General features: G+C 36.7%; 24 protein-coding genes, 1 tRNA gene and 2 pseudogenes. 11 read left to right on the top strand and 16 right to left on the bottom strand.

All coding sequences use genetic code 11. The annotated features are described in order from the left end of the window. The first annotated feature begins 607 nt into the window (after nt 1-607). From IGQ45_12410 to IGQ45_12395, 4 genes are all read left to right on the top strand, one after another. On the top strand, nt 608-1,831 hold the full coding sequence (locus IGQ45_12410; protein MBF2057986.1) for a hypothetical protein: 1,224 nt from the start codon (nt 608-610) through the stop codon (nt 1,829-1,831). 5 nt (nt 1,832-1,836) lie between these two features. Continuing rightward, the gene (locus IGQ45_12405) at nt 1,837-2,661 is read left to right on the top strand and encodes a pentapeptide repeat-containing protein (protein ID MBF2057985.1); all 825 of its coding nucleotides are present in this window, start codon (nt 1,837-1,839) and stop codon (nt 2,659-2,661) included. Between the two features lie 468 nt (nt 2,662-3,129). Next, the gene (locus tag IGQ45_12400; GenBank protein MBF2057984.1) at nt 3,130-3,909 is read left to right on the top strand and encodes an RNA polymerase sigma factor SigF; all 780 of its coding nucleotides are present in this window, start codon (nt 3,130-3,132) and stop codon (nt 3,907-3,909) included. A gap of 172 nt (nt 3,910-4,081) precedes the next feature. After that, nucleotides 4,082-4,438 carry a hypothetical protein gene (locus tag IGQ45_12395; GenBank protein ID MBF2057983.1) on the top strand — a complete coding sequence of 119 codons (357 nt, stop codon included), beginning with the start codon at nt 4,082-4,084 and terminating at the stop codon, nt 4,436-4,438. A 17-nt stretch (nt 4,439-4,455) separates the two neighbouring features. Here IGQ45_12395 and lptC read toward each other — a convergent pair whose 3' ends face one another. The 3 genes from lptC to IGQ45_12380 all read right to left on the bottom strand — a co-directional run bounded on the left by lptC (nt 4,456) and on the right by IGQ45_12380 (nt 6,977). Then, a complete protein-coding gene (gene lptC / locus IGQ45_12390; GenBank protein ID MBF2057982.1) occupies nt 4,456-5,571 on the bottom strand; it encodes an LPS export ABC transporter periplasmic protein LptC in 1,116 nt (371 codons plus the stop codon). A 266-nt stretch (nt 5,572-5,837) separates the two neighbouring features. Then, the gene (locus IGQ45_12385; protein ID MBF2057981.1) at nt 5,838-6,035 is read right to left on the bottom strand and encodes a type II toxin-antitoxin system HicB family antitoxin; all 198 of its coding nucleotides are present in this window, start codon (nt 6,033-6,035) and stop codon (nt 5,838-5,840) included. Between the two features lie 120 nt (nt 6,036-6,155). Then, nucleotides 6,156-6,977 carry a DUF1350 family protein gene (locus IGQ45_12380; GenBank protein ID MBF2057980.1) on the bottom strand — a complete coding sequence of 274 codons (822 nt, stop codon included), beginning with the start codon at nt 6,975-6,977 and terminating at the stop codon, nt 6,156-6,158. Between the two features lie 382 nt (nt 6,978-7,359). On the opposite strand from IGQ45_12380, the gene IGQ45_12375 reads away from it, so the two are divergent. The 5 genes from IGQ45_12375 to IGQ45_12355 all read left to right on the top strand — a co-directional run bounded on the left by IGQ45_12375 (nt 7,360) and on the right by IGQ45_12355 (nt 12,742). Further along, nucleotides 7,360-8,553, top strand: coding sequence for an FAD-dependent monooxygenase (locus IGQ45_12375; protein MBF2057979.1), 1,194 nt, complete (start codon nt 7,360-7,362; stop codon nt 8,551-8,553). A gap of 290 nt (nt 8,554-8,843) precedes the next feature. Continuing rightward, a complete protein-coding gene (gene mtnC / locus IGQ45_12370; GenBank protein MBF2057978.1) occupies nt 8,844-9,545 on the top strand; it encodes an acireductone synthase in 702 nt (233 codons plus the stop codon). Nucleotides 9,546-9,580: 35 nt separating this feature from the next. Next, entirely contained in the window at nt 9,581-10,714 is a 1,134-nt protein-coding gene (locus tag IGQ45_12365; protein MBF2057977.1) for a glycosyltransferase, read from the top strand. Nucleotides 10,715-10,807: 93 nt separating this feature from the next. Beyond that, nucleotides 10,808-11,572 (top strand): alpha/beta hydrolase, encoded by a 765-nt coding sequence (locus IGQ45_12360; GenBank protein ID MBF2057976.1) that lies wholly within the window; start codon nt 10,808-10,810, stop codon nt 11,570-11,572. A 948-nt stretch (nt 11,573-12,520) separates the two neighbouring features. Further along, nucleotides 12,521-12,742 (top strand): hypothetical protein, encoded by a 222-nt coding sequence (locus IGQ45_12355; GenBank protein ID MBF2057975.1) that lies wholly within the window; start codon nt 12,521-12,523, stop codon nt 12,740-12,742. A gap of 75 nt (nt 12,743-12,817) precedes the next feature. Here the strand turns inward: IGQ45_12355 and IGQ45_12350 are convergent, their stop codons facing one another. Beyond that, nucleotides 12,818-13,060, bottom strand: a complete 243-nt coding sequence (locus IGQ45_12350; protein MBF2057974.1) for a DUF4327 family protein — start codon at nt 13,058-13,060, stop codon at nt 12,818-12,820. A 220-nt stretch (nt 13,061-13,280) separates the two neighbouring features. Further along, nucleotides 13,281-13,685 carry a 4Fe-4S binding protein gene (locus tag IGQ45_12345; GenBank protein ID MBF2057973.1) on the bottom strand — a complete coding sequence of 135 codons (405 nt, stop codon included), beginning with the start codon at nt 13,683-13,685 and terminating at the stop codon, nt 13,281-13,283. Between the two features lie 51 nt (nt 13,686-13,736). Between IGQ45_12345 and IGQ45_12340 the strand changes: the two genes are divergently transcribed. Further along, nucleotides 13,737-14,294 (top strand): thioredoxin family protein, encoded by a 558-nt coding sequence (locus IGQ45_12340; GenBank protein MBF2057972.1) that lies wholly within the window; start codon nt 13,737-13,739, stop codon nt 14,292-14,294. 156 nt (nt 14,295-14,450) lie between these two features. Here IGQ45_12340 and IGQ45_12335 read toward each other — a convergent pair whose 3' ends face one another. The 3 genes and pseudogenes from IGQ45_12335 to ureC (IGQ45_12325) all read right to left on the bottom strand — a co-directional run bounded on the left by IGQ45_12335 (nt 14,451) and on the right by ureC (IGQ45_12325) (nt 17,791). Then, entirely contained in the window at nt 14,451-15,626 is a 1,176-nt protein-coding gene (locus IGQ45_12335) for a TRC40/GET3/ArsA family transport-energizing ATPase (GenBank protein ID MBF2057971.1), read from the bottom strand. Between the two features lie 277 nt (nt 15,627-15,903). After that, a pseudogene (ureC, locus tag IGQ45_12330) lies at nt 15,904-17,142 on the bottom strand (urease subunit alpha). 178 nt (nt 17,143-17,320) lie between these two features. Next, a pseudogene (ureC, locus tag IGQ45_12325) lies at nt 17,321-17,791 on the bottom strand (urease subunit alpha). A gap of 545 nt (nt 17,792-18,336) precedes the next feature. Between ureC (IGQ45_12325) and IGQ45_12320 the strand changes: the two are divergent. Next, nucleotides 18,337-19,224, top strand: a complete 888-nt coding sequence (locus tag IGQ45_12320; GenBank protein ID MBF2057970.1) for a mechanosensitive ion channel family protein — start codon at nt 18,337-18,339, stop codon at nt 19,222-19,224. Between the two features lie 222 nt (nt 19,225-19,446). Here the strand turns inward: IGQ45_12320 and IGQ45_12315 are convergent, their stop codons facing one another. From IGQ45_12315 to IGQ45_12280, 8 genes are all read right to left on the bottom strand, one after another. Further along, on the bottom strand, nt 19,447-19,953 hold the full coding sequence (locus IGQ45_12315; GenBank protein MBF2057969.1) for a hypothetical protein: 507 nt from the start codon (nt 19,951-19,953) through the stop codon (nt 19,447-19,449). A gap of 253 nt (nt 19,954-20,206) precedes the next feature. After that, nucleotides 20,207-20,611 carry a YeeE/YedE family protein gene (locus tag IGQ45_12310; GenBank protein ID MBF2057968.1) on the bottom strand — a complete coding sequence of 135 codons (405 nt, stop codon included), beginning with the start codon at nt 20,609-20,611 and terminating at the stop codon, nt 20,207-20,209. 56 nt (nt 20,612-20,667) lie between these two features. Then, complete coding sequence (locus tag IGQ45_12305; GenBank protein ID MBF2057967.1) at nt 20,668-21,057, bottom strand: hypothetical protein; 390 nt, start codon at nt 21,055-21,057, stop codon at nt 20,668-20,670. 134 nt (nt 21,058-21,191) lie between these two features. Continuing rightward, on the bottom strand, nt 21,192-21,515 hold the full coding sequence (locus tag IGQ45_12300) for a DUF3155 domain-containing protein (protein ID MBF2057966.1): 324 nt from the start codon (nt 21,513-21,515) through the stop codon (nt 21,192-21,194). A 529-nt stretch (nt 21,516-22,044) separates the two neighbouring features. Beyond that, nucleotides 22,045-22,126 (bottom strand) — tRNA-Leu (locus IGQ45_12295). An 81-nt stretch (nt 22,127-22,207) separates the two neighbouring features. Continuing rightward, nucleotides 22,208-23,323, bottom strand: a complete 1,116-nt coding sequence (locus tag IGQ45_12290) for a glycosyltransferase family 4 protein (GenBank protein MBF2057965.1) — start codon at nt 23,321-23,323, stop codon at nt 22,208-22,210. Nucleotides 23,324-23,695: 372 nt separating this feature from the next. Then, the gene (locus IGQ45_12285; GenBank protein ID MBF2057964.1) at nt 23,696-23,845 is read right to left on the bottom strand and encodes a hypothetical protein; all 150 of its coding nucleotides are present in this window, start codon (nt 23,843-23,845) and stop codon (nt 23,696-23,698) included. Between the two features lie 69 nt (nt 23,846-23,914). Further along, nucleotides 23,915-25,141, bottom strand: coding sequence for an NAD(P)/FAD-dependent oxidoreductase (locus tag IGQ45_12280; GenBank protein MBF2057963.1), 1,227 nt, complete (start codon nt 25,139-25,141; stop codon nt 23,915-23,917). Between the last annotated feature and the right edge of the window lie 13 nt (nt 25,142-25,154).

The raw sequence follows: 25,154 nt of genomic DNA, 5'->3' as shown, positions 1-25,154 counted from the left end.
ATGCTTATAAATTTAAGACTTTAGCTAAATATTGATTTATTCAACAAACCCTAATTCAAAATAATCTTAGTTCAATTTATTGAACGTAATCACGTTGGTTCCGTGTAATTCATTACACGGTGGGTTAATTACGAAGATATGATCTTTCATAACAACCTGAGTTCGAGATAAAATTTTCGGTGGTGTAAAGGTGTCGGGTATCAGGTGTTAGGTATTAGGTGAAATAATTGATAAAAAACATATCTTAATTGATTGTTTCCGTTCAATTTTTTGCTCGAATTATATCATCGTCTGAAAATTACACCTGAAACCTGCAACCTGAAACCTACCCTTATTAGGCATTCTTGCATCGAACTGAGATCATAACAGATTCCCAGACATAGTATTAGATACAAACTAATTTAGTTTATAATCTTACCTTGTTAATCAAAACGGCAATTTAAATGCGTCTTAGCTTCTTATAATCGTAAGATTAACGCTCTTCACCGCCGTGCAATAAATTTCACGGCTACCGTGACGCCGTTTAATAAATTAAACTCTTTAATTTATAAGTATTTCTCCTAACTCCTGACTCCTCACTAAAATACATTTTCAGCGCACTCCAATTATGAATAAATTAATGGTAATTAGTAATGGTCATGGAGAGGATACCATCGCCGTTAAAATCATTAAAGAATTGCAGTTAATTGAGCCTTCAAGAGTCATTGTGGCTCTGCCTATGGTGGGAAAAGGTTTTGCTTTTACACAGGCTCAAATTCTCCTCAGCGCCCCTCACCGTGCCATGCCATCGGGTGGTTTTATCAAACAGGGATGGTGGCAAGATGTCCAAGCTGGATTAATCGATTTAACCATGAAACAATATGGAGAAGTGCGCCAATGGGCAAGGGAAGGAGGCAAAATTTTAGCGGTAGGTGACATATTACCCCTGTTCTTGGCTTGGGTGACGGGCGCTGAATATGCCTTTGTGGGTACTGCTAAATCAGAATATTACCTCCGCAATGAGCAAGGTTGGCTAGAAAATACCAGCGCCCTTGACCGTTTTTTTGGTTCTTATTACTACCCTTGGGAGCGTTGGTTAATGGGTGACGGGCGCTGTCGAGCCGTTTTTGTCCGTGATCAAATTACGGTCAATACCTTGACAAAGTATCAAATTTATGCTATCGGAGCAAACCCAATGATGGACGGCATTGCCGATCACGTTTTACCACCATTTCAAGATCAATTTCCCCATCATCTCAAAATTTTACTACTTCCGGGGTCAAGAATGCCAGAAGCCTTGAGTAACTGGCAAAAAATACTTCAAGCTGTGGATTATTTAATCCAAGAAAATGCCCAATCTTATGTTTTTATCAGCGCCCTTGCCCCCAGTTTACCCGTGACAGAATTTAGCCAAGTTTTATCGTCCTCATGGCAACCGTCAACGGTTAATCTGCCCCTGCGAGATCAAGGATTACAAAGCTATGGTAACGGTAATCATCAATTAATTTTGAGTCAAAACGCTTACGCTGATTGTTTACATTATAGTCAGGTAGCTATTGCCATGGCAGGAACAGCTACAGAACAATTTGTCGGTTTAGGGCGACGGGCGCTGGGTATAATTGGCGAAGGACCACAATATAATCGCCAATTTGCTGAAAATCAAACTAAACTGCTCGGAAAATCAGTACAATTATTAGAAGCCCCTAACGATATTACTATTAAGTTACAACAAATAACACAAAACTCTCCCCAAGAGCAAGAAATTGCCGACGACGGGCGCCGAAGAATGGGCAAATCTGGGGCATCATTAAAAATAGCCCACCATCTTACCCAGACACTATTAAGAGACTAATTGATATGGATATTCAGGAATTGCTAGAAAGATACGACCAAGGAGAAACCAACTTTGAGAAAATTGATCTTCATGGTCAAGTTTTAGGCAATATTAACCTCAGTCGAGCTAACCTCAAAGAAGCTAACCTTGCTGGTGTTAGTTTAGTGGATTGTGCCATGATTGAAACTAACCTCAAAGGTGCTGATCTCACTGAAAGTAATATCAAGGGCGATTTAGCAGGGGTTAACCTCATTAGAGCCACATTGATTAAAGCTAACCTTTCCTACAGTAATCTCACCGATGCCAGTTTGCGCTCTGCTAATCTGACGGAATGTAACCTCAGTTATGCCAAATTAGTCTGCTCCCTCCTCCATGATACTATCCTCAAAGAAGCGAACCTAACCAATGCGCACATGGTCAACTGTTTGTTAAGTCGTGCCAATCTCAGTGGTGCAGATTTGACGGGCGCTAATCTACAAGGCTCTAACCTTACTAATGCCCTTCTACTCAATACTAATTTGGAGGGCGCTAATCTATCTCTAGCCCAACTTAACAGCGTTAACGCCGTGGGTGTCAATGCCCGTTATGCTAATTTTAGTAATGCCAGTTTAAGCGGAGGCAATTTTGCCAGTGGTTTTTTCAACCATGCTAATTTAAGTGACTCCATGGTAACGTGGGTTAGTATGCGTAGTGCTGACTTTTCCCACAGTAATTTTAACGGAGCTAAACTGTCTTGGTCTAATTTTACTAGGGCTAATTTGACGGGCGCTGACCTTACCGATGCCCAAATTAATAATACTAATTTTGAAGACGCTACCCTCGATCAAGTCACCATGAATCAAAATTAAAAGGGCAAAGTCAAAAGGTTTTAATGCTTATAAATTAAAGACTTTAGCTAAATATTGATTTATTCAGCAAATCCTAATTCAAAATAATCTTAGTTCAATTTATTGAACGAGATATTATTAGCCGTGTAATTCATTACACGGTGGGTAAAGTGCGAAGAGATAATCTATTTGTAACTAATTATCCGAACTTGAGTTACTTCTTACTTTTCCTCCTCCCCTCAGCAAAATACTTTTTCAGCAACTCTTAACTATTGTAGAAGAAGCGAAATTATTATTTCATAATTCATAATTTCCCTATACCCTCAGTATAATTATGGAGAAAATTTGTACTATCTAGCTAAAAATACCGTAAATCTCCTGTTGTCAAAATCTCAATTAATTTCTAACATTGAACCATAATCAATCTGATTGTAAAACAGTTATATATAAACGTTTTGTAATCAAGTAGTGAATTGGTAGTGAGAAGTTATGCCTAGCAAATCCATCACCGAGTATAAAGCCAGTAATGAGCATCTATTCGCGCAGTACAAATCTAACCAAAACTTGGGAATTCGTAATCATATTCTTGAATTGAATATTGGCTTGGCAAAAAAAGAGGCATCTCACTGGTCAAGACAATGTCAAGAAAATTACGATGATTTGTTACAAGTAGGTTGTTTAGGTTTAATTAGAGCTATTGAAAGATATGATTTAGAAAAAGGCTATGCTTTTAGTTCCTTTGCTATTCCCTATGTGAGAGGTGAAATACAACACTATCTGAGGGATAAAGGCTATACCATCCGCATCCCTCGTCGTTGTTTAGAGCTAAAAACCCAAGCCAATCGAGTAGTTAGAGAATTGCGTAGTGAGTTAAATCGTCAACCCACTGATTATGAGATTGCCAGGAAATTAGGTGTTTCTCTTGGGGAATGGCAAGAAGTAAAATTAGCCCACCGTAATCGAGAACCTTTGAGCTTAGATGCTAAAACCAATCAAGAAGAAGACGAGCGGAGTGCGCTTTTAGATACTCTCCCCGACAACCAATATCGTAGTTTTCAATTAGCGGAAGAAGACAAAATTAGGTTACAAGGTGCTTTAGGACAATTAGAAGAGACTACCCGTAAAGTGCTAGAGTTTGTTTTTTTACAAGATTTAACTCAAAAGCAAACCGCCGAACTTTTGGGGGTTAGTGTTATCACTGTTTCCCGTCGCATCAAGAAAGGCATTAGTAAAATGAGAAGTATGATCGAACCGAGTGAATTTGAATAAGTCGTTTTTGATACATTTTCAAATACTTGCTCTGATATGCTTTTGATATATCAAAAAAGATATGTTAAGAGAATAAAAAATAGTTGTTATAATTTGTTACAAACACCAGACAGGGAATGAAACTGTGAATAATATTAAACCATTTTCTAAAACTTCATTTGTACAAGAAAATATTGAGCAAGAACATATTAGAAGTGTTTTAAATAGTAGGGCTGAAAAAAGACAACAAAAGAAAGTTAAAAAAAAGATTTTTCAACAGACGGTAGAGACAACTTTAAGATTAACTGTTAATATCAGTATTTCAGCATTAGCAATTTTTTCAGTTAAAGAATTATTACCATATCATAGTGTTCAACAGGCAAAACTAGCGGAAATTGATGGTGAAATAGCCAAAATTAGACCTAGAGTAGAGCGTTTAGAAGAAAGTTTTGGAGCTACCTTTGATCCACAATTAAGCCAAAAAGTTATGAAACAAAATACTTATAAAGTTGATCCCAATTTACGTCCTATTTTCTTTAAAGACAAATAAAATAGTGATACTTTAATCTATGGCACAATAGTAGTAACTACTTTTTGATTAGATTCGCTGATAACTACTATATTTTTATCAGACAGTGAACCTTCGGCGCGCGCCCCCCTAAATGTCAATTCTGGGTTAAGTTGTTCATAAATCACATTGCCATCGGCAACTATTTTGCCATTATCGATATTCCAAGTCAAATTATCAGCATAGATTTTGGCTTGGTTTTCATCAGACTCACCATAAACATTATTAGTTAAAAATACTTCGTTATCAGTGAGATTAACTTTACCTTGATTTCCCATGGCGATAATTTTCCTTTCTGTGTCAACTAATCTAATTTTTTGATCAGTGCTAATAATTCTTTGCCCATAATCCCAAGTCATAGCTGGAGATGAAGCCTCTAAAGGCGGAACAATAGATTTATAAGCTACATTATCAATTAAAAATACTTGTTTATCCTGTAAATTAATCTTACCTTCCTCAGCTGTTAAATATTCAATAACGTTATCCTTTTCCAGTCTATTTAATGTTAAAAAAGTAGTTATATTAACTATTTCTTCTTTAATTTGCCAAATTAAATTTTCCGTTTTTAAAGTTAATTTTGGCTCTGAATATTGGGCAATTATATCTTGATTAACTTCTATTATTTCTACTTCCGTGTAATATTTGACCTGTTGTGATTTTAGTCTAATATCCTGACGATTAATCTCAACATTTTGATCTAAAACAAAAAATTTTTCATTAGGTTGCCATGTTAAATTATCTCCTGTTATTTCTATTTGATTACGGGTATCAATAGCTAAAATATCACCATTTAAAATGATTTTCTCGCCGTCATTAATTACACTACCTTCATTAGCTTGAAACTTTAAAATAATTTCTCCATCTTGAAATAAATTACCTGTAATATTTTCAATATTAGCAATTTTATTATCTTCAGAATAAGTAACTTTTCCTACTCTCAAACGCCAAAAATTTGCACCATCGTTATTAGATTGTTCAAGGGTAGCATTATCGAGGGAAATTCCTTGGGATACTTCTTGATTATTATTTTCTGGTTGCGTGATAGGAGGGGAAGAATTGTTTTGACAAGCTGTTATTAAAACAAGAAATACTAAAAAAAATATTTTTTTATACATATACTAATTAAGGCTTGATGAAAAAGTAAACTCGTGAGGGTAATTGATAATGGACAATTGATAATGGACAATTGACAATGGATAATGAGTCATGGCATTTAAAAGCTAATACTTTATATCAAGTTCGTTTAATCACAGATAAATCAATTAAAAATAATCTTAGTTCAATTTATTGAACGATAACTCGTTAGCCGTGTAATTCATTACACGGTGGGAAAATTACTTAATATTATTGATTAGACTTCTCCAAAAATCGGGCTAGAAGCCTAAAATACTGTGTCACTTAAAGGAATGGGTTTCCCTAGTTGTTGATAAGCTAAAATCATTTCCTTCAAGGCATCTTCAAGTAAAAAACGACATTCAGTAAGACTTTTGCCCTCCGTGATGACTTCTTGCCATTCCATAATTTGTGCCATATATCCTGACGGAATTTTGGTATATTTTGCTGTGTATTTGTATTTCATAAAATAATAAGTTTTCGTAGGAAATTAATTATTTGTAGGTAAGGGGTTTAAACCCCTTGTTATTATCATATTCTAGGGTTTTAGTTCAATACACTGTAACAAAATATTATTTTTCGTAAATCAAGAGTAAGTGTTAAACGAAGCAACCGGATTTAACCAACGAGAAATTTCCTTTTCTAAAGTATATAAATCTTTCGATAAATTTTGTTTTACCCATTGCCCGACTGCATCGAAGGGAGTAAAAACTTCCCCTACTTGCCAATCTATATCTTGACCTAAAGGGGTAAGATGATTTCCCTTTAGCTTTAATATGGTAGTTAAATTGGGAGAAAGTTGTTGTAATATTGGTTCTAATATCAAAGTTTGGTCAATGTTATCGTTATCAAATTTAACTAGCAAATTGCGCCGAGTTGAATAATTTTCTTTAACTAGGGTGGTGGTTTCTTCGGGAGAAGGGGTAAATTCAAATTGTAAGTTAGGATCGATTTGCCAATTATTTTTTAAATTATTCGTTAATGATGGCAAAATTTGATCCATGAAAGGAATTGCTTTTTGTAGGGGATAGTTATTAAAAGAAATCAAAATATTTCCGGCTCGTTCTAGTCCAAATAGGCTATTAATAAGTAGGTGAAGTTTACATCCCATACTATGACCGATACCATAGATTGGTAAGTAATTGACATCTATGCCAGTGTTTCCCCCTAAGGTTTGCATGATATTTTCAAATTTGTTTAATACACTCAGGGCAATAGATTTATGATCTAAGGTATTAATAAATGGAGTGGCAATAATAACATAACCCTGAGATGCGAGTTTTTCCAGTAACCATCGATAGGTGAGTTGGGGCGCTGTAGCAACAAATGCACCGCCTAAAAAGTGGATGATTCCTATTGGTTGGGTGGGGATTAACAACCAGTTACCGTTTTTTTCTTGCCATTCCATGGGGATATTCTGAGTTTTTTATCATTGCGTTATTTATTGTCAGTATAGCGCTATGGCTATAGGCATTGCCCTCACCCCCACCCCCTCTCCCACAGCAGGGTGTTTTCAAAGTCAGGATCAAAATTGATTTGTTTTTGACAAGAAGACAATATAAGGATGATCCCCCCCAACCCCCCTTAAAAAGGGGGGAGATTCAGGGAGACAGGAGGATTTTTTACTATTAATTGATTTATTAGTAGTTAAAAACCTCTGAATTTCAGATTATTGGCTAGTTTGAGAAACTAACATTTTTGAGAATGAAAACGCCCTGCTCCCACAGGAGAGGGGAGTAATCTTTTCTAATAATTGACTAACATGGAAATATTGCGATTTTACAATATTTATGACTAAGGAAATTATTATTATCGGGGCAGGAATTGCCGGTTTGACTTTGGCGCGCGCCTTACAATCAAAAGGAATTGGTTTTCAAATTTATGAACAAGCTAATTCTTTTGAAGCGCTGGGTTATGGGATACAGGTTAGCCCTAATGTGGTCAGAGTTTTGCAACAGTTGGATTTAGAAAAACAGTTAAAAGCTATATCTCACCGTTGTTTTGGATTTCAATTACGTTCTTTTTCTGGGGATAACAATATCGCATCTTGGCAGTTAAATCAAGATACTCCTTATTATCAATGTCGCCGCGCTGATTTACATGAGTTATTGTTTAATTCCATTGAAGATAAAAGTCGTATTCATTTCTCCCAAAAATTAGCAGAATATGAGCAAAAGGGAGAAAATTTATCTTTTTCTCTTGCTAATAATCCTGAAAAATATCCGGCTCAGGCTCTCATCGGTGCGGATGGAGCGCACTCCACCCTAAGAATGTCTCTATTCCCTGATTATAAGCCCATCTATGCTGGTTATTTTGCATTTAGGTCAATTTTGCCATTTACCGAGAAATATCGCTCTTTATGGGGCAAAGCTACGGTATGGATGGGAGAAAATCATCATGTGGTGGCATATCCTAATGATAATCAGCAGTTGGGGCAATGTTGGTTAAATTTGGTGTTGGTGGTGAAAGAGGAAAGATGGCAAGAGGAGGGATGGGCGCTGGAAGCTGATAAGCAGGAGATAATCGCCCGTTTTGGCAATAAATCGGCTTTATTAGATGACATTCTGACGGATTTGCTCAATACTTCCGAAAAATGCTACAAATGGGGTTTATTTACCCATCAACCGTTGCCATTTTGGTCAAAAGGTAAAATAACTCTATTGGGTGACGCTTCTCATCCGATGTTACCGTTTCAGGCGCAGGGCGCTGGAATGGCTATAGAAGATGCTTACTGTTTAGCTCATTTTATCAGTGAGGAAAAAAATATAGAAATTGCGTTTTGTAAATATCAACAATTAAGACAAGAAAGAGCAACAAAAGTTCAACAAACTTCGAGAAAAAATGCTGAGATATTTCACGCTTCGGGCTTAAAAGCGATGGCTCGTAATTTAGCATTAAACACTGTTAGTAAGATTAATCCTAGTTTAATTAATCTGAAAACAGCTTGGATTTATGATTATGATATTACTAAGATTTTAAGATAGCTGAGGTATTGCCCTCCACTTGATACCATTGGCAAGAAACTAAAAAATAACGTTTAGTACATTTCCCATCTGTAAAGTCCGATTTCTTCTACTGGTTTGAATTATTATTAATGGTTCTAAATATTCCCACTGGACATCGGTAAGTTATGTATCCTATGATGGCTTTGTCATTATTTTTTCTTGTTTTGTCTCCCCGAATATTCTACATCGAGACTTTTCAAACAGGTTCTTAGGATTGTTATACTTACTTCTTTAAACAAATAAGACTACAATTAATTATTCGTAAACAAATGATTAAAGCAATAATTACAGATATTGAAGGCACAACCAGTTCTATTTCTTTTGTTAAAGATACCTTATTTCCCTATGCTTATGAAAAAATGGCAGATTTTATTAAAGTAAATATTGAGAATAAAATAGTAAAAAATATTATCATTCAAGTAGCGGAAGAAGCTCACATCAACCCCAATAATATAGAATTAATTATTAGCACATTAAGACAATGGATTAACGAAGATCGTAAAATAGCGCCCCTCAAAGATTTACAAGGTCTAATTTGGGAAAATGGTTATAGCAATGGTGATTTTACTGCTCATATTTACGAAGATGCTTACGAAAAACTATTATATTGGCATCAAAAAAACATCCCTCTTTATGTGTATTCTTCTGGCTCTGTTTATGCACAAAAACTCTTTTTTGCCCATACTAACTACGGAAATATTTTACATTTTTTTAGAGATTTTTTTGATACAAAAATAGGGAATAAAAAAGAATCTCAATCTTATCAAAAAATAATAGAAAAAATTGCTATTCCAGCGCCCTCCATCATATTTTTATCAGATATAGAAGCAGAATTAAACTCAGCACAAGAAATAGGCATGAAGACAATATTAGTAGATAGAGAAAATCAAATTAAAAATAGCCATCACCACCCCATAGTAAAAAGTTTTACCGAAATTGACCTAAAAATCAGCAACAGTGATATAGTTTAAAGTTGAATTTACCCACGAGGAAGAAATTACTTTTTATGCGTATTGCCCTTTTTACCGAAACATTTTTGCCCAAAGTAGATGGTATTGTCACCCGATTGAAACATACAGTAGAACAACTACAAAAACAAGGAGACGAAGTATTAATATTTTGTCCTGAAGGCGGAATGAAAGAGTATAAAGGCGCAAAAATTAACGGTATCAAAGGCATTCCCCTGCCCCTATACCCAGAGTTAAAACTAGCCATTCCTAACCCTTCCATTCGTTTTGCCCTACAAAGATTCAAACCCGACTTAATCCATGTGGTTAACCCCGCTGTGTTGGGAGTTGGAGGCATATATTACGCCAAAAAATTAAACATTCCCCTCGTGGCTTCCTACCATACCCATTTACCTCAATATTTGCATCATTACAACTTAGGGGCGCTGGAAGGTTTAATCTGGGAATTGCTAAAACTCGCTCACAATCAGGCTTCATTAAACCTCTGCACTTCCACTGCTATGGTGAATGAATTGGAAAATCACGGTATCGAAAGGGTGGATTTATGGCAAAAAGGAGTTGATACCGACAAATTTCACCCCAGTTTGGCTTCCCGTGCCGTGCGTGAAAAATTATCTCAAGGTAATCCAGATGATCCGCTATTATTATATGTCGGTCGAGTATCAGCAGAAAAAGAAATTGATAAAATTAAACCAGTGTTAGAAAGCATCCCCGGCGCGCGCCTCGCCATCGTGGGTAATGGACCTGCCCGAAGCGAATTAGAACAACTGTTCGCCGATACAAATACCAATTTTGTCGGCTATTTGCACGGGGAAGAATTAGGTGCGGCTTATGCCTCCGCCGATGCGTTTATTTTCCCTTCTTCTACCGAAACCCTTGGTTTAGTATTGTTAGAAGCGATGGCAGCCGGTTGCCCAGTGATAGCCGCGCGCCGGGGTGGTATTCCTGATATTGTCACCGATGGCGTTAATGGTTATATGTTTGATCCTAGTGATGCCAGTGGAGCGATTAACGCTACCCAACATTTATTATCCATGACAGAAGAAAGAGAACAATTAAGACAAAATGCTCGTTTAGAGGCTGAAAAATGGGGCTGGGGCGCTGCTACCGCTCAATTACGCAACTTTTATCAAGGGGTGGTATCCCCTCAATCTTTACCTTTTGTCGCTTAGAGAATAATGGACAATTAATTATCTCCCCGGCTTCCCTTTCTCCTCTGCTTCCCTTTCTCCCCGGCTTCCTCTGCCTCTCTTTTTTTCTAAAACATGAAATTTCTCTCCTACAGCGCCCTTCACCATGACAACTTATTGATTTACCTACCCGGCATGGATGGCAGTGGAGCATTTTTGCAATATCAAGATAATCTAAAAGAATATTTCGAGATACGCACTTTTTATGTAGGGAATGAAATTATTAAAGATTGGGAGAGTTTAATTACTCAATTTATTGAGATTTTTAAACAAACTATTAAAAGAGAAAAATATCAAAAGATTTATCTCTTAGCCGAATCATTTGGTGGTTGTTTAGCCCTAAAATTAATAGCAGAATATCCTGATTTATTTGATACAGTTATTCTCATCAACTCTGCTTCCAGTTTCTATCGTCGTAACTGGTTAAATATCGGTAGTTATGTAGCTAAAATTATGCCTCAATTAATTTATTCGGGCGCTACTTATTTGTTGTTGCCTTTTTTAGTTAACTTAGATGTAATTGAATTATCCCAGCGATTTTTTATTGTTGATATTTTACAAACTATTGCACCGCAAACTGTGGCTAATCGTATTAATTTATTAAATGAATTTTCATTAGATATAGATAAAATTAGTAAATTTTCTGCACCTGTGTTAATAATCGCTTCTGCTCAAGATAATTTATTACCTTCCGTAGAAGAAGGTTATCGTTTAAAAGAGATTTTTCCTAATAGTTTTTTAAGTATTTTTAATAATAGTGGGCATTGTTGCTTAGTGGAAAAACAGGTTAATTTACTAGAAACTTTTAAGCAATTTTTATTAAATTTCTCCAACAGTTAGAATTTTTGCACCGTAAAACAGCTATTTAAAAATAATCTTAGTTCAATTTATTGAACGAGATACCATTGGTTCCGTATAATTCATTACACGGTGGGGAAATTGCGAAGATACAATCTTTTAATAACTAATTAGCGTGTGCTGAATAAATCAGAAAGCTATTAAAATCAAAGGTTTAGACACACTATATTTACAAAAAGTGCACATTTTTAGCAATTTTTACTTAAAAACTGAGCATTTCAAATCTAATTATTCACAATATACTTGTGTTTTTGTTAAAAATATAACCCTTCAAAACCTTGATTTTTCATTCTTTAACCTGATGCCTGATACCTATCCTCATCAAAATACTTTTTTATCAAACCCTAATTAATCGAGTAAAAATACTCAGTTTAAAACATAAGTAAAATATTAACATTTGTAAAGTTTGCTACCCTTTTACAAAAAAGAATAGCTATTATATATATATGGAAAGTAAATACAACCTAAACAAATCAAGAAAACCTTTCCCCGTTAGATGAGCAAAATTTAAACGATGTTTTGAATAAACGGAGGTAAATTAGCTGAATAAGATACGTTTTATCCGTCTTTCGATTACCGAAGCAGTTGTTTTCTGTTTCAAGTTTCCTAAACTGATATAAAAGAGAGTCAAGAAACTGTTTGTCAGTATAACTCTAAGAAATCAAACTCCAGTGGTAGGGAATAGTCAGAATAAGAAAGCAAATCAATTAAAGGAGGTTAAATACACTGTTTACGGTAGCTTACATTTTCACGGTTCAACAAGAAAATAACAGTAGCTGGTACTCAAGCTCTGATTTCCTAAAATGTAGTCATGCAGGAAGAAAGGGAACTACTAACAATAGTGCAACTTCAAGTAGTCTCAACTAGAATAGGAATTGATTGAGCGAGTCGATCTAGGGCTACTGTTATTTTGTGTTTTAAATATTTATTATGAAAATTAGTGGAAAAATTCAGTACAAAAGTATTGGCATAGGGACATGGGTACTGGGCGCTGACGACGGAAAAGTATATGAGTTATATCAACCTCCTGCGGATTTACGCCATGAAAATTTATCCGTAGAGGTGGAAGGAAAAATTAGAGAAGATATAATGACTTTAGCCATGATTGGTAAAGTATTAGAAATTATCTCGTTTAAAATTAATGACCATTAGAAGTTGGTTAAGGTGACAAAACCCAACAAAATTAAGTTTTGCATTGGTTACGAATTTAATTAAGTTGATTTTTATTTAATCATTATCCCATTGTTCAGACCCTAATAAATCACAAATACGATCTCGTAACAGAAAATCTCTCGCTTCGAGATTTTTTTCTACTCCCAACCATTCCCGAGCCGGAATAAATTGTGCAACACTGTAAATAGGTTGATGACGACTAATAATACCTCTTTCTACTAATGCTCTTATTTCGTCTTTGATAAAATCGAAGCTATAACGGTAAGGTGAGGCACTGGAATAGATTTGGGTATTCATAATAAATCAAATGATTGCTAGATGTTTTGATATTCACAAAATAAAAAAACTTTCAGTTAAATTCTATACTTTTTTATTAAGAAGTTGCAACAAACCAAGAATTATAAATAAAAATTGAACCAAAAATATAATATGACAACAAGGGGCGCACATCCCCTTGTCTTCTCTTGTAAACTCCCTTACTCATACCCATATACAATAGATTTTGTACGACAACTTATTATAAGTTAGTGGAGATAGCTTGTACGGGACAAGTGGGGATACACTGTTCACAAACGATGCAGGTTTGCTGACGAAACTGTAATTTATAAGTGGTAGGATTTAGGGTTAGTGATTCTGTGGGACAAACTCCTGTGCATAAGCCACAATGTACACAAGTATCCTCATCAATAATGATTTCAGCAGTGGTGAGAGAGACTTGAATGTCTTGAGATTTCATCCAGTCAATGGAGGCTTCTAATTGATCAATATCCCCTGACAATTCTACGACTAATTTTCCCACTTGATTGGGTGTTACTTGGGCTCGTATGATGTTGGCGGCGATGTTAAATTCTTTTGCCAGTCTGTAGGTAACGGGCATTTGTACTACGGTGCGGGGGAAGGTGAGAGTTAATCTTTTCTTCATATTTAGGGTACGATGTGAGTTAACAGCAATTTTATCGTAGAAGTTATCACTATGTCTGCAAATATGCCTAATACTTCAAATATTAACAAGTGGCGCAATGTGGTCATTGCTTTAGTGGCAATTATCCTTAGTGTTACGTTAGTTTTTAGTTTACAAAATACAGCTAATTCGGAATCGCTGGAAGCTCAAGCTCAAAATTCTACCCCGTTAGAGATAGCGCTCGTCAACGGTAAGCCTAGTTTGGTAGAATTTTATGCTAATTGGTGTACCAGTTGTCAGGCAATGGCTGGGGATTTGGCACAACTGAAGGGAATTTATGGCAATGAGGTTAATTTTGTGATGCTTAATGTGGATAATACTAAGTGGCTTCCTGAAGTTTTACGTTATGAGGTGGATGGTATTCCCCATTTTATCTTTTTAGATGAGGGGGGAAGGGCGCTGGGTTCAACTATTGGTGAGCAACCTCTTTCTATTTTTCAAGGTAATTTACAGGCTTTAATTAATCATCAAACTTTACCTTTCGCTAATTCTCAGGGGATGACTTCTCAACTGAATGGGGCTATTTTAACTCCTTCTGGTAATGATGACCAACCAAGAGATCATGGATAATGGACAATTGACAATGGATAATGGACAATTGATAATTATGAGGTTTATTATCTCACCGCAGTATCTACTATTTTGGTGAAGTGATGATTCATATTAAGTTCGGTAAATTAGTTATGTTTTGTTGGGTTACGCTACCGCTAACCCAACCTACAGTTTTTAACTGGCAAATTTGATTTTTAGATAATCGTCTTCCATTTTAGCGCCCGCCGGTTTTAAGGCAGCTAGGGCTTGAGGCAACACTAAATTACGGCGATGATTACCGATACGCACGTTTAACTCGTCTCCTGTTTTATTAAGCTGAATTTGATCTTTGGCAATGCCGGGGAGGTATAATTCCAAGCTATAGTTATTTTCTTCTTGAATAATTCTAATCGTATTCTCTGCGTAATATACTTGGCTAGGGTCTTCATCCTTGTATAATGTATCTTTAAGACGCTCCAGCGCCCTCAACCCACACATTTCCTCAGAAAATAGGGGAACTTCTTTGACGGGTAAGGGATGGAAATTATCATGAATTTCCTGCTTATAAACCGCTTGATTTTCTTTCCACCGTTGGAAAAAAGGATCATCCACTTGATCAGGGATAATACGGTTAGCGATGACTAAATCCGTTGCCACATTATAAAGACTGAGGTAGGCATGGGCTCGCAAAGACTCTTTAATAACCATTTTTTCAGGATTCGTCACCAAGCGCACGGAAGTTTGGTTATTATCCGTTAAAACTTTTTCCAATGCTTCAATTTGTTGATAAAATTCATAGGGTGCATCCATTACCTCATTACTAGGTAAAGAAAAACCAGCGATGGGTTTAAAAAATGGTTGAACTAACGGGCGTAGCGCCGCCGACATGGTTTGTAAAGGCTTATAAAAACGGCGCATATACCATCCCCCCACTTCAGGAAGACTCAATAATCTTAAAGCTGTGCCGGTGGGCGCTGAATCAATGATTAAAACATCATAATCTTTTTCGTCATAGTGACGTTTCATCCTCACTAAACCAAAAATTTCATCCATCCCGGGTAAAATGGCTAACTCTTCAGCTTGTACACCATCTAGTCCCCTAGCTTGTAATACTTCAGTAATATATTTTTTAACAGCGCCCCAGTTACCTTCCAATTCCATGAGGGCATCTAATTCAGCACCCCAGAGATTTTCCTTCACCTTTTTCGGTTCATGACCCAATTCTATATCAAAACTATCAGCGAGGGAATGGGCGGGATCGGTACTGAGGACAAGGGTTTTATATCCCAACTCAGCGCACCTCAACCCGGTAGCCGCCGCCACGGAAGTTTTCCCAACTCCCCCTTTTCCTGTCATTAAAATTACACGCATTGTTAAATAACCAAAGATAAAATTATTGCTATTCCTTGTTTAGTATAACGTTTTGTAACGTTTTCCTTATATATAGGAGTTGCTGAAAAAGTACAATCGTGAGGTGACGGGCAAAGGGCAAAGGGCAAGGGGCAAAGGTTTCAATGCTTATAAATCAAAGACTTTAGCATAACTAGAGATTTTTATAAATTTATGGTTTGCATTTCACCTGACACCTAATACCTGACACCTTTTTTTAGACATAATTTATCATACTAACGTGGAAGAGCCTGTTTTTTTAAAACAAGAAATATCGTTGCGCCATAGGTAAAACCGTTGCTGGTTCACAGGTTAATAATACGCCATCAGCGCGCACCTCATAGGTTTCTGGATCAACTTCCATAGTAGGAGTATAATCATTTAACTTCATATCCCTTTTACTCAAATTACGAGTATTACTAACCGCTACAGTGGCTTTTTTCAAACCCAACTTACCCTTAATATCTAAATCCAGCGCCCTCCCCGATACAAAAGTCAAAGAAGTAGAAGCCAGCGCCCCTCCAAAACTAGCAAACATCCCACGAGGTAAAATCGGTTGAGGAGTAGGAATACTCGCATTAGCATCTCCCATTTGTGCCAAAGCAATAGCGCCCCCCTTCAATACCAACTCAGGCTTAACCCCAAAAAAAGCTGGTTTCCACAACACCAAATCAGCCAACTTACCCTCTTCAATCGATCCCACATAATCACTAATACCGTGAGTAATGGCAGGATTAATCGTATATTTAGCAATATATCTTTTTGCCCGAAAATTATCCGCCTTACCTTCCCCTAAAACTCCCCTTTGTACCTTCATTTTGTGCGCAGTCTGCCAAGTGCGCAAAATAGTTTCCCCTACCCTTCCCATTGCCTGAGAATCAGAAGCAATCATACTAAAAGCGCCCAAATCATGCAAAATATCCTCAGCAGCAATGGTTTCTCGGCGAATGCGTGACTCAGCAAAAGCCACATCTTCAGGAATATTTTTATCTAAATGATGGCACACCATCAACATATCCAAATGCTCATCCAAAGTATTAACAGTATAAGGTCTGGTGGGATTAGTCGAAGACGGCAACACATTCATTTCTCCACACACCCGAATAATATCCGGCGCGTGTCCCCCTCCAGCGCCCTCCGTATGATAAGTATGTATGACTCGATTTTGAAAAGCATTAATAGTTTCTTCCACAAAACCAGCCTCATTAAGAGTATCAGTATGAATCGCCACCTGTACATCATATTGATCCGCCACATTTAAACAAGTGTCAATAGTCCAAGGATTTGTCCCCCAATCCTCATGGAGTTTTAAACCCATAGCGCCCGCCTCAACCTGTTCAACCAATCCCTCCGGTTGACTACTATTACCCTTACCTAAAAAACCCAAATTCATCGGGAAAGCATCAGCCGATTCCAACATTCGCGCCATGTGCCACTCTCCGGGGGTGCAAGTAGTCGCATTAGTACCAGTGGCTGGACCTGTACCCCCCCCTAGCATAGCAGGGTGTTTTCAAAGTCAGGATCAAAATTGATTTGTTTTTGACAAGAAGACAGGTTGACAGGGAGACAGGAGGATTTTTTACTATTAATTGATTTATTAGTAGTTAAAAACCTCTGAATTTCAGATTATTGGCTAGTTTGAGAAACTAACATTTTTGAGAATGAAAACGCCCTGCTAGCATAGTGGTTATGCCCGAAGCAAGGGCAGTTTTAATCTGTTGAGGGCAAATAAAATGGATATGACTATCAATGCCTCCAGCCGTTAAAATCATTCCTTCTCCAGCAATGGCTTCCGTACTAGGTCCGATAATTATATCCACATTAGGCTGTATCTCAGGGTTTCCTGCCTTACCAATTTTAAAAATTTTGCCGTCTTTAATACCAATATCTGCCTTAACAATACCTCACCAATCGAGGATTAACGCATTAGTTATGACAGTATCCACAGCGCCCTCCGCCCTAGAAAAGCCCGATTGCCCCATACCATCCCGAATCACCTTACCGCCACCAAATTTTACCTCATCACCGTAAACCGTATAATCCCTTTCAACTTCAATAATTAACTCCGTATCAGCGAGGCGAATTTTATCCCCCGTAGTTGGTCCAAAAGTGTCAGCGTAGGCGCGCTTATGCATAAAGTAAGGCATAATATTTTTCCTTTAACTCGATATTTTACTTAACTTTAGTTTAACCTTACCTAGATTGTCCAAAAAAAACTACCTTGAAATGTTATTGGTTGACAAATTTTTGTGGCTCTTTTACAGTAGTTATAAAAAATTCAGATGAAATCATGGCTTTTTCATTCTCAAAAATCTCAGCTTCTCAAACTATCCAATAGTCTGAAACTTAGAAGTTTTTAACTAATAACTAATCAATTATTATCAAATATTTCTCCCCTCTCCTATGGGAGCAGGGCGTTTTCATTCTCAAAAATGTTAGTTTCTCAAACTAGCCAATAATCTGAAATTCAGAGGTTTTTAACTACCAATAAATCAATTAATAGTAAAAAATCCTCCTGTCTCCCTGTCAACCTGTCTTCTTGTCAAAAACAAATCAATTTTGATCCTGACTTTGAAAACGCCCTGCTATGGGAGAGGGGTTGGGGGTGAGGGCAAAGCATTTTGAGGCAGACTTTGCAAAAACCTTGCTGATGATGTTAAGTTGTAATTAAAATTATTTAATTACAAATATGATGCAAAAATTACTCAATACAATTAGCGAAAGCCTTATGGAATTGGTGGGAGATTTTATCAAAATTTTACCCGGCATAATTTCTGGTGTAATCATTCTTTTTCTAACTAGATATTTTGCTAATTGGGGCAAAAACTTTTCCCTTTCAATGGCTCAAAAAGTAATCAAAAATAAATCCTTAGAAATATTATTTATTCAAGGGATAAGTGTTGGTATTTGGGTAGTTGGTTTCTTCTTAGCCTGTGTTTTGGCTTTTCCCGGCTTGAATTTAGGCACAATTTTTGGGGCGCTGGGTTTAAGTTCCATTGCCATTGGTTTTGCTTTTCAAGATATATTTAAAAATTTTCTCGCTGGTATCTTAATTCTCTTACAAGAACCTTTTAGAATTGGTGATGAAATTATTGTGGAAGGTTATCAAGGTTTGATAGAACATATTGATATTAGAACTACAATTATTCGCACTTATCAAGGAGAAAAAGTCTTAATTCCAAACGCCACTATTTTTACTAATTCTGTTCAGGTCAGAACGGGATATGATAAACGTAGAACCGATTTAGCTGTGGGTGTGGATTACAATACCCCATTACCTCAAACTAAAGAACTTTTACTCAAAATTGTCACGGGTGTTGATGGTGTTTTAGTACAACCAGCGCCCGAAATTGACCTTGTTAACTTCGGTGATAGTTCCATTGATTTTGTCGTGCGCTATTGGACTTTACCGCAACAAAAAATTGTTAGAAAAGTACAAACTACAGCAATTATGGCGATCAAAAATGTGTTTGACGAGGCGGGGATTAGTATTCCTTATCCTATTCGGAGTGTCTATTTTTATGACCAAGAGAAGTTTAATGAATATCAAATGAGTGTTGATGAAAAAGTGGAATCGTGAGGATAATAAATTATGAATTATGAATTATGAATTATGAATTATGAATTAATTAGACTCTTCTGAATAACTCAGAAATGCTGATTAATAAGGGTTAAGACAGACTAGAAGCATCAAAAAATACAGCAAATTAAATATAATACCACACGAAGATCGTAAAACCTCATAATTGTCAATTATCCATTGTCAATTGTCAATTTGCCATCTCGACAGCACTTTATAATTTTATTCAATAACATATCCTTGTAAATTTTCGGGATTAAAACCTTGTAAAATTTTAGTAGCTAATTGTTTTGTGCCATCATTACCCTGTACAATAACCAGATATTTTCCAGCATTAAGACGATTACGATAGGGTAAAGCATCGCCACTACCTTCTACCAAACCAGCGCCCCCCCCCACAAAAAAACTACCCATCGCCCCACCAATAGCACCCAAAAAACCACCAATAATGTGATTAAAAGGCTCACCAGCCCAAGCAAAAGTATCTAAACCAGTAATAGCATCAAAAGTATAGCCCCCAAAAAAACCAAAAGGAATCAACCAATAAGCCATTCTAATAGCATTTTTTTTACCTACGTCATTGGGATTAATAAAGCCAAACTCATCAGCATTTTTATAACCCCTACCTAATATGGAAATTTGTTGAAGGGGAATATTGGCTTTTTCTAATGCTGTGTAGGCTTCTTCAGCTTGAATACGGTCGGATAATACAGCGATTAAATAATTCATAGTTTAAACTAATGATGAGGTTAGAGTCTAAACTACATTGTACCTGAGTTCGATCTAAAGCTATTGGAAATGCAATAAGGTAGTGTGCATTTAAGTCTTTCAGGGAAGGTCTGCAAAAGTTAACAGTTAAACGTTTGAGTAATTTTTAAGACTTTATCACAGCCTTAAGTTAAATGTAACTTAGCTTATAAATCGCCCAAAAAATAACCTTTCTTCAGGCATTTCGGACTTCTAACTCGAATCCAGTCAAACATCAAAAAATAAAAACGGTTATCATCGCAGTAACCATGAAAGTAATTACCGCTACCAGTGAACGCCCAGAAAAACGCCCTAAACCGCACACTCCATGACCACTGGTACATCCATTCCCCATGGGAGTTCCCCAACCCACACACAAGCCACCAATTATCATGGTAAGGAAGTCAAAATTAGCAGCAGGTGTTGGAGGGAAAGGAGATAGGTATTCGTAAATAATACCCCCTATTATCATCCCTACTAAAAAATACCAGCGCCAGTATTCTCTATTTTGCCAATCTAGCGCTCCATTAATCATACCACTAATCCCAGCAATGCGCCCATTGAACAGTAAGAGTAACGATGCACTAATCCCAATAAGAATACCACCACTTAAACTCGTAATCCAATTAAACTCCACCATTACTTTTGATCTCGTTATCAGCTTATTACTACTTGATTATATAGTATATAAGCTAATTAAGCGAGAGTTTCAGGACGATAGCCTAAGCCTCGAGAAAATTGTAGGCGAAAAGCCTCCATTTCTGTGATGTCTGCACTACCATGAGAAATAATAGCTACGTTATAATCTTCCATCACTGTAACTACTGACTCTCCCATATCCAAACTACAAAAAACCAAATTGATTTGCACATTGGGACGATAAGTAAACCCTAATTCAGAGAAGAAAGCCTTGGCATCTCCATATTGTTGGGCGGTAAGTAAATATGGTGACTTTAAGCGAATAATCCAACCATTTATTTGGTGAATTACCGTAATTTCTGTGTCTTTGACGTGGGGATTGACTACACAATAATTAATCATCTTTAGCACCAAACTGGCACTATCCACCACATAAATGTATTCCATCTCCTTATCCCCTTTTCTTAACCTTTTCTTTATATTTACAGATTAAAGGGAACAATGGATAGGGGTAAATTACCCTATTTAATCGCCACAACCTGGGTAATTTTACCCAGATTATCCGCAAAGACTATTTTAGCCTAGTGAGAGGATAAGGCTGGAGTGCCGGAGGGCGCTTTGACTTGAGGCTTAATAGTTTTTAAACTGGGGAAAAGAAAATGGTTTTCTTCCACATATTGAGCACCAAACAAACCTTTTTCCGCCCAAAAATAGCGATCTGTGGTATGCTCATTGCGCTTTACTACTAAAACTGCTGGGGGGGTAATACCTTCAGCTCGAATATGTTTCCGTGCTGCAGTCACGGGTTTATCATCGCCACTTTCGATGTAGTGATGAGGTACTAATTCTAAAATTTTTCTTCCCTCTAAGCGGCGACGACTTTTGCGTTTTCTTTTTCTGGCCAAGCTGACTTCCTCCTTGCTGTACGGTTAAAATGTTATATCCGCTACATTAATCTTTGATTGCGATTATATGATCTTTTTCTTATTCTGTCAATACCCTATTTATGACAATTGAGGTGAACTACCATACACCAAATCAAAGATTATGGTGTAGGCTTCCTACCCAAAGAAATGCTTTTTACTCCGAGAAGTAACGAGTCTTACTTTCAGGCGGTAGGCTTTATCCCTCGTTCCGAAGGTCTTTTAATTTTTTAGTTTTTCACCCGCCTTTGTTCATTTACGCTTATTGCTTACAAGAGGAACAGTGAAGCATTGGGGCTATCAATTAATTAATTGATAGGTAGTCTCTAGCCTTTCTACAACGGGGAGTTCGCCGACTACGGCTACATCTCTCTAGCACCGATTAATAGAATTATATCATAAATCTGGACGGCAATTCATCCCACACTGATTTTGTGGGTGTTTTTGTTGAAAAATACAGTGTGGGGCAACAGAGCCGAAGAAGCTAAAAATAGTTAGAAAAACTAGACAATGGGCAGAGCGAGACTCGAACTCGCACGACCGAAGCCGCCACATTTTGAGTGTGGTGCGTCTACCAATTTCGCCATCCGCCCTTGGGTAAACACGATATATTGTAGCGAATTTTATGTTATCTAGCAAGTTTAAATTTATATTAGTGAGAATTTAAGTACTTTTTATGTAAAAAAAGTTTTATATAATTTTTCTAATTTAGTGACATTATCACTAAGAGTATATTTGGCTAAAACTTTTTCTCTGGCTTTTTTCCCTAGTAATTGTACTAATTCGGGGTGATGTTGAAATAAAGGTAAAATGGTTTTTAATTGAGTAGTGACTCCTTGAGTAGAAAGAATAATCCCTGCTTCTGTGAGTGCTTCACCATCAGCGCCCGCATCCGTAGCCACACAAGCTAAACCACAAGCCATTCCTTCTAATAAAGAAAGAGATAGCCCTTCTACTAAAGAAGGTAAAATAAACACATCAGCGCCCCTCAAAATATCAATTCGTTTAGCTTCATCACTTATCACCCCTAACCAAATAATCCCATCTTCCTCCCCATAATTAGGTTTAAGAGTAGGGGTTAAATGTCCATCACCAACAATTAGTAAACGAGAGTGCCTTTTCATGGCTAAATATTTCCAGGCTTTTAACAAAGATTCTAAATTTTTTTCTACTGCCACCCGCCCTTGATAAATAAATAAACGATGATGGGAAAAATTTTGTTTGAAATATGACTTACCCGGTTGATATTTTTCCGTATCAACTCCGTTGGGGATGATTGCTAATTTTTCTTTTGGCACTCCCAATTTTAATAATAAATCCCGTTGTAGTTGGGAAAAAATAATCGTACAATCATAACGAGCGAGGGAGGGCGCATAGAGTTGATAGGTTAAATATTGAGTGCTAGATTTAAAATTGCGCCAATGACTGTCAAAAGGAGGATGAAATGTAGCGACTAAAGGAAGGTTTAACTGCTGGCAAATTTCGGGTAATTTAAAATCAAGAGGTGATAATGTCAAAGAAGCATGAACCAAATCAGGTTTTAACTCTTGTAAAGATTTTAAGAGTATTTGTGAGGAGTTGGGCGCTGGGATAGTATAGATTTGTGATTTATAAATAAAAGGTAAATTTACCTCAGCATTATAAACATCAAAAGAAGAATCTTCCCCTTCTTGACTAAAATGGAGAAAACTAACCTTATAACCTCTTGCTAACAAAGCGCTGGTAATTTCCCTGCTATAGGTGACGTTACCGCAAAAAGGTGATTTTTTCCCAAGCCAAGCAATGTGCATCCAGATTCAGTCATCAATAATTAACACTCAACAGTTTACAATACTATTCGGCTTTGATGGAGAAGTAACTTAATGGGGAGATATTAAAAGCCCTGCATAAGGGGGTGGGCGCTAGGGTTGTTAATAATTTATTTTTCATAAACTGCTCATTTGTATCAATTATTTTTGATTCATAACTAAGAAATACAGTATTTTTGAAGAAAAAACGTTATTTTTTGCACTTTTTTTAAAGTAAATTATGCTTAAAGTATTTGTTTAATTAGGTTTCTGAGTTATTCAGCAAACTCTAAATATGAATCATACTCAAAGTCAGCAACCCCTAAAAGTTCAATAAAATTGTCACCTAATTCTATCCTGTATTGGTTTTTAAAGCTATGAGTGGGAAACCTCTACTTGATTAGAATGAATTATTAGACTTAATTTTTTATTAATTTTCAATCCAGAGCCCATCACCGTTAAACTATTATCTCCTAAAGCATCGTCAAGGATGATAATATCAGGAACTTTCATACCATCACCCATTTAACTATTTTCAGCTAATTCAGTAAAGGTATTACTGAGGTGAAGGGCGCTTCATTTACAAGACTTTTTTTATCTTGGTAACAAAAAGCGCCAACTATCGGCTTCTAAAGGCTTCCCTTTTAACATCCGATTCCAATATAGCCAAGGTAATACATACTTTTTCACAAACCACATACTAGCCCTTTCTTTGGTAGGATCAAGAGGAAAACTGGGCATGGGTTGCTTATCATAGTCAAATTCTGCCATAATTACCTTGCCATAACCCGTAATCAATGGACAACAAGCATAACCATTATATCTCTCTTGGGGTTGCTGTTGAGCCATCAGCGCCCCTATATTGGCGACGACGGTGGGCGCTTCTTTGCGAATGGCGGCTGCAGTTTTTGATGTGGGTAAAGAAGAAGCATCACCTAAACCAAAAACGTTTTTATAGTGGGGATGTTGGCAAGTGTATTGATCGACATTTACCCAACCTTGCTCATTACTGATAGGACTATCTTTGATAAAATCAAAGGGTTTCATGCCGGGTGACACATGAATCATGTCATATTTGATGGTAACATTTTCTCCACCATTGACTGCAAACACCGCTTCTTTGGTGTCAGGTTTCAATTCGATCAAATTATAACCGTATTTTACGTCAATACCTTTACGCTCGACAATTTCTTCTAAGGGTTTGCAATAGGTAGGCACACCAAACATTTTCGCTCCAGCATTGGCATAAATAATGGTGGTTTTTTCCCTAATGCCCTGTTTACGAAAATACTCATCAGCCATGTACATGATTTTTTGGGGGGCGCCGGGACATTTAATCGCTCCAGCAGGAAATGTAAATATAGCCGTACCACCTTTGAAGTTTTGCAGACTTTCCCATGTATAAGAGACAAATTCTTTAACGTAGTTGGAGGTAACGTCATTTTTGCCGATGGCTTCTTTAAATCCTGTAATTTTATCCCAATCAATGATAATGCCGGGGCATACTACCAAATAATCATATTGATGCACTGTACCACTTTTAACGGTAACTTGATTTTGTTCGGGATCAATATTTGTAGCAAAATCCTTGATCCAAGTAACACCACGAGGGATCAAATTTTGTTCATGTTTTACGGTATCTTCAAATTGATACTCACCACCACCAACTAATGACCATGCTGGTTGATAGTAATGGTTTTCTGATGGTTCAATAATTCCTATATTGAGGTTATCATATTTATTTTTAAGTTGAGATGCTACGGTAATACCAGCAGCGCCCCCCCCAATTATTAACACTTGCCAAGATTTATTTTTACTCATAATAATTACTCTT

Origin of the sequence: Cyanobacterium sp. T60_A2020_053 (genome assembly GCA_015272165.1) — a bacterium.
GTDB lineage: Bacteria > Cyanobacteriota > Cyanobacteriia > Cyanobacteriales > Cyanobacteriaceae > Cyanobacterium.
The sequence above is the reverse complement of the archived record's forward strand: the minus strand, read 5'-3'. Positions and strand labels throughout refer to the sequence as shown.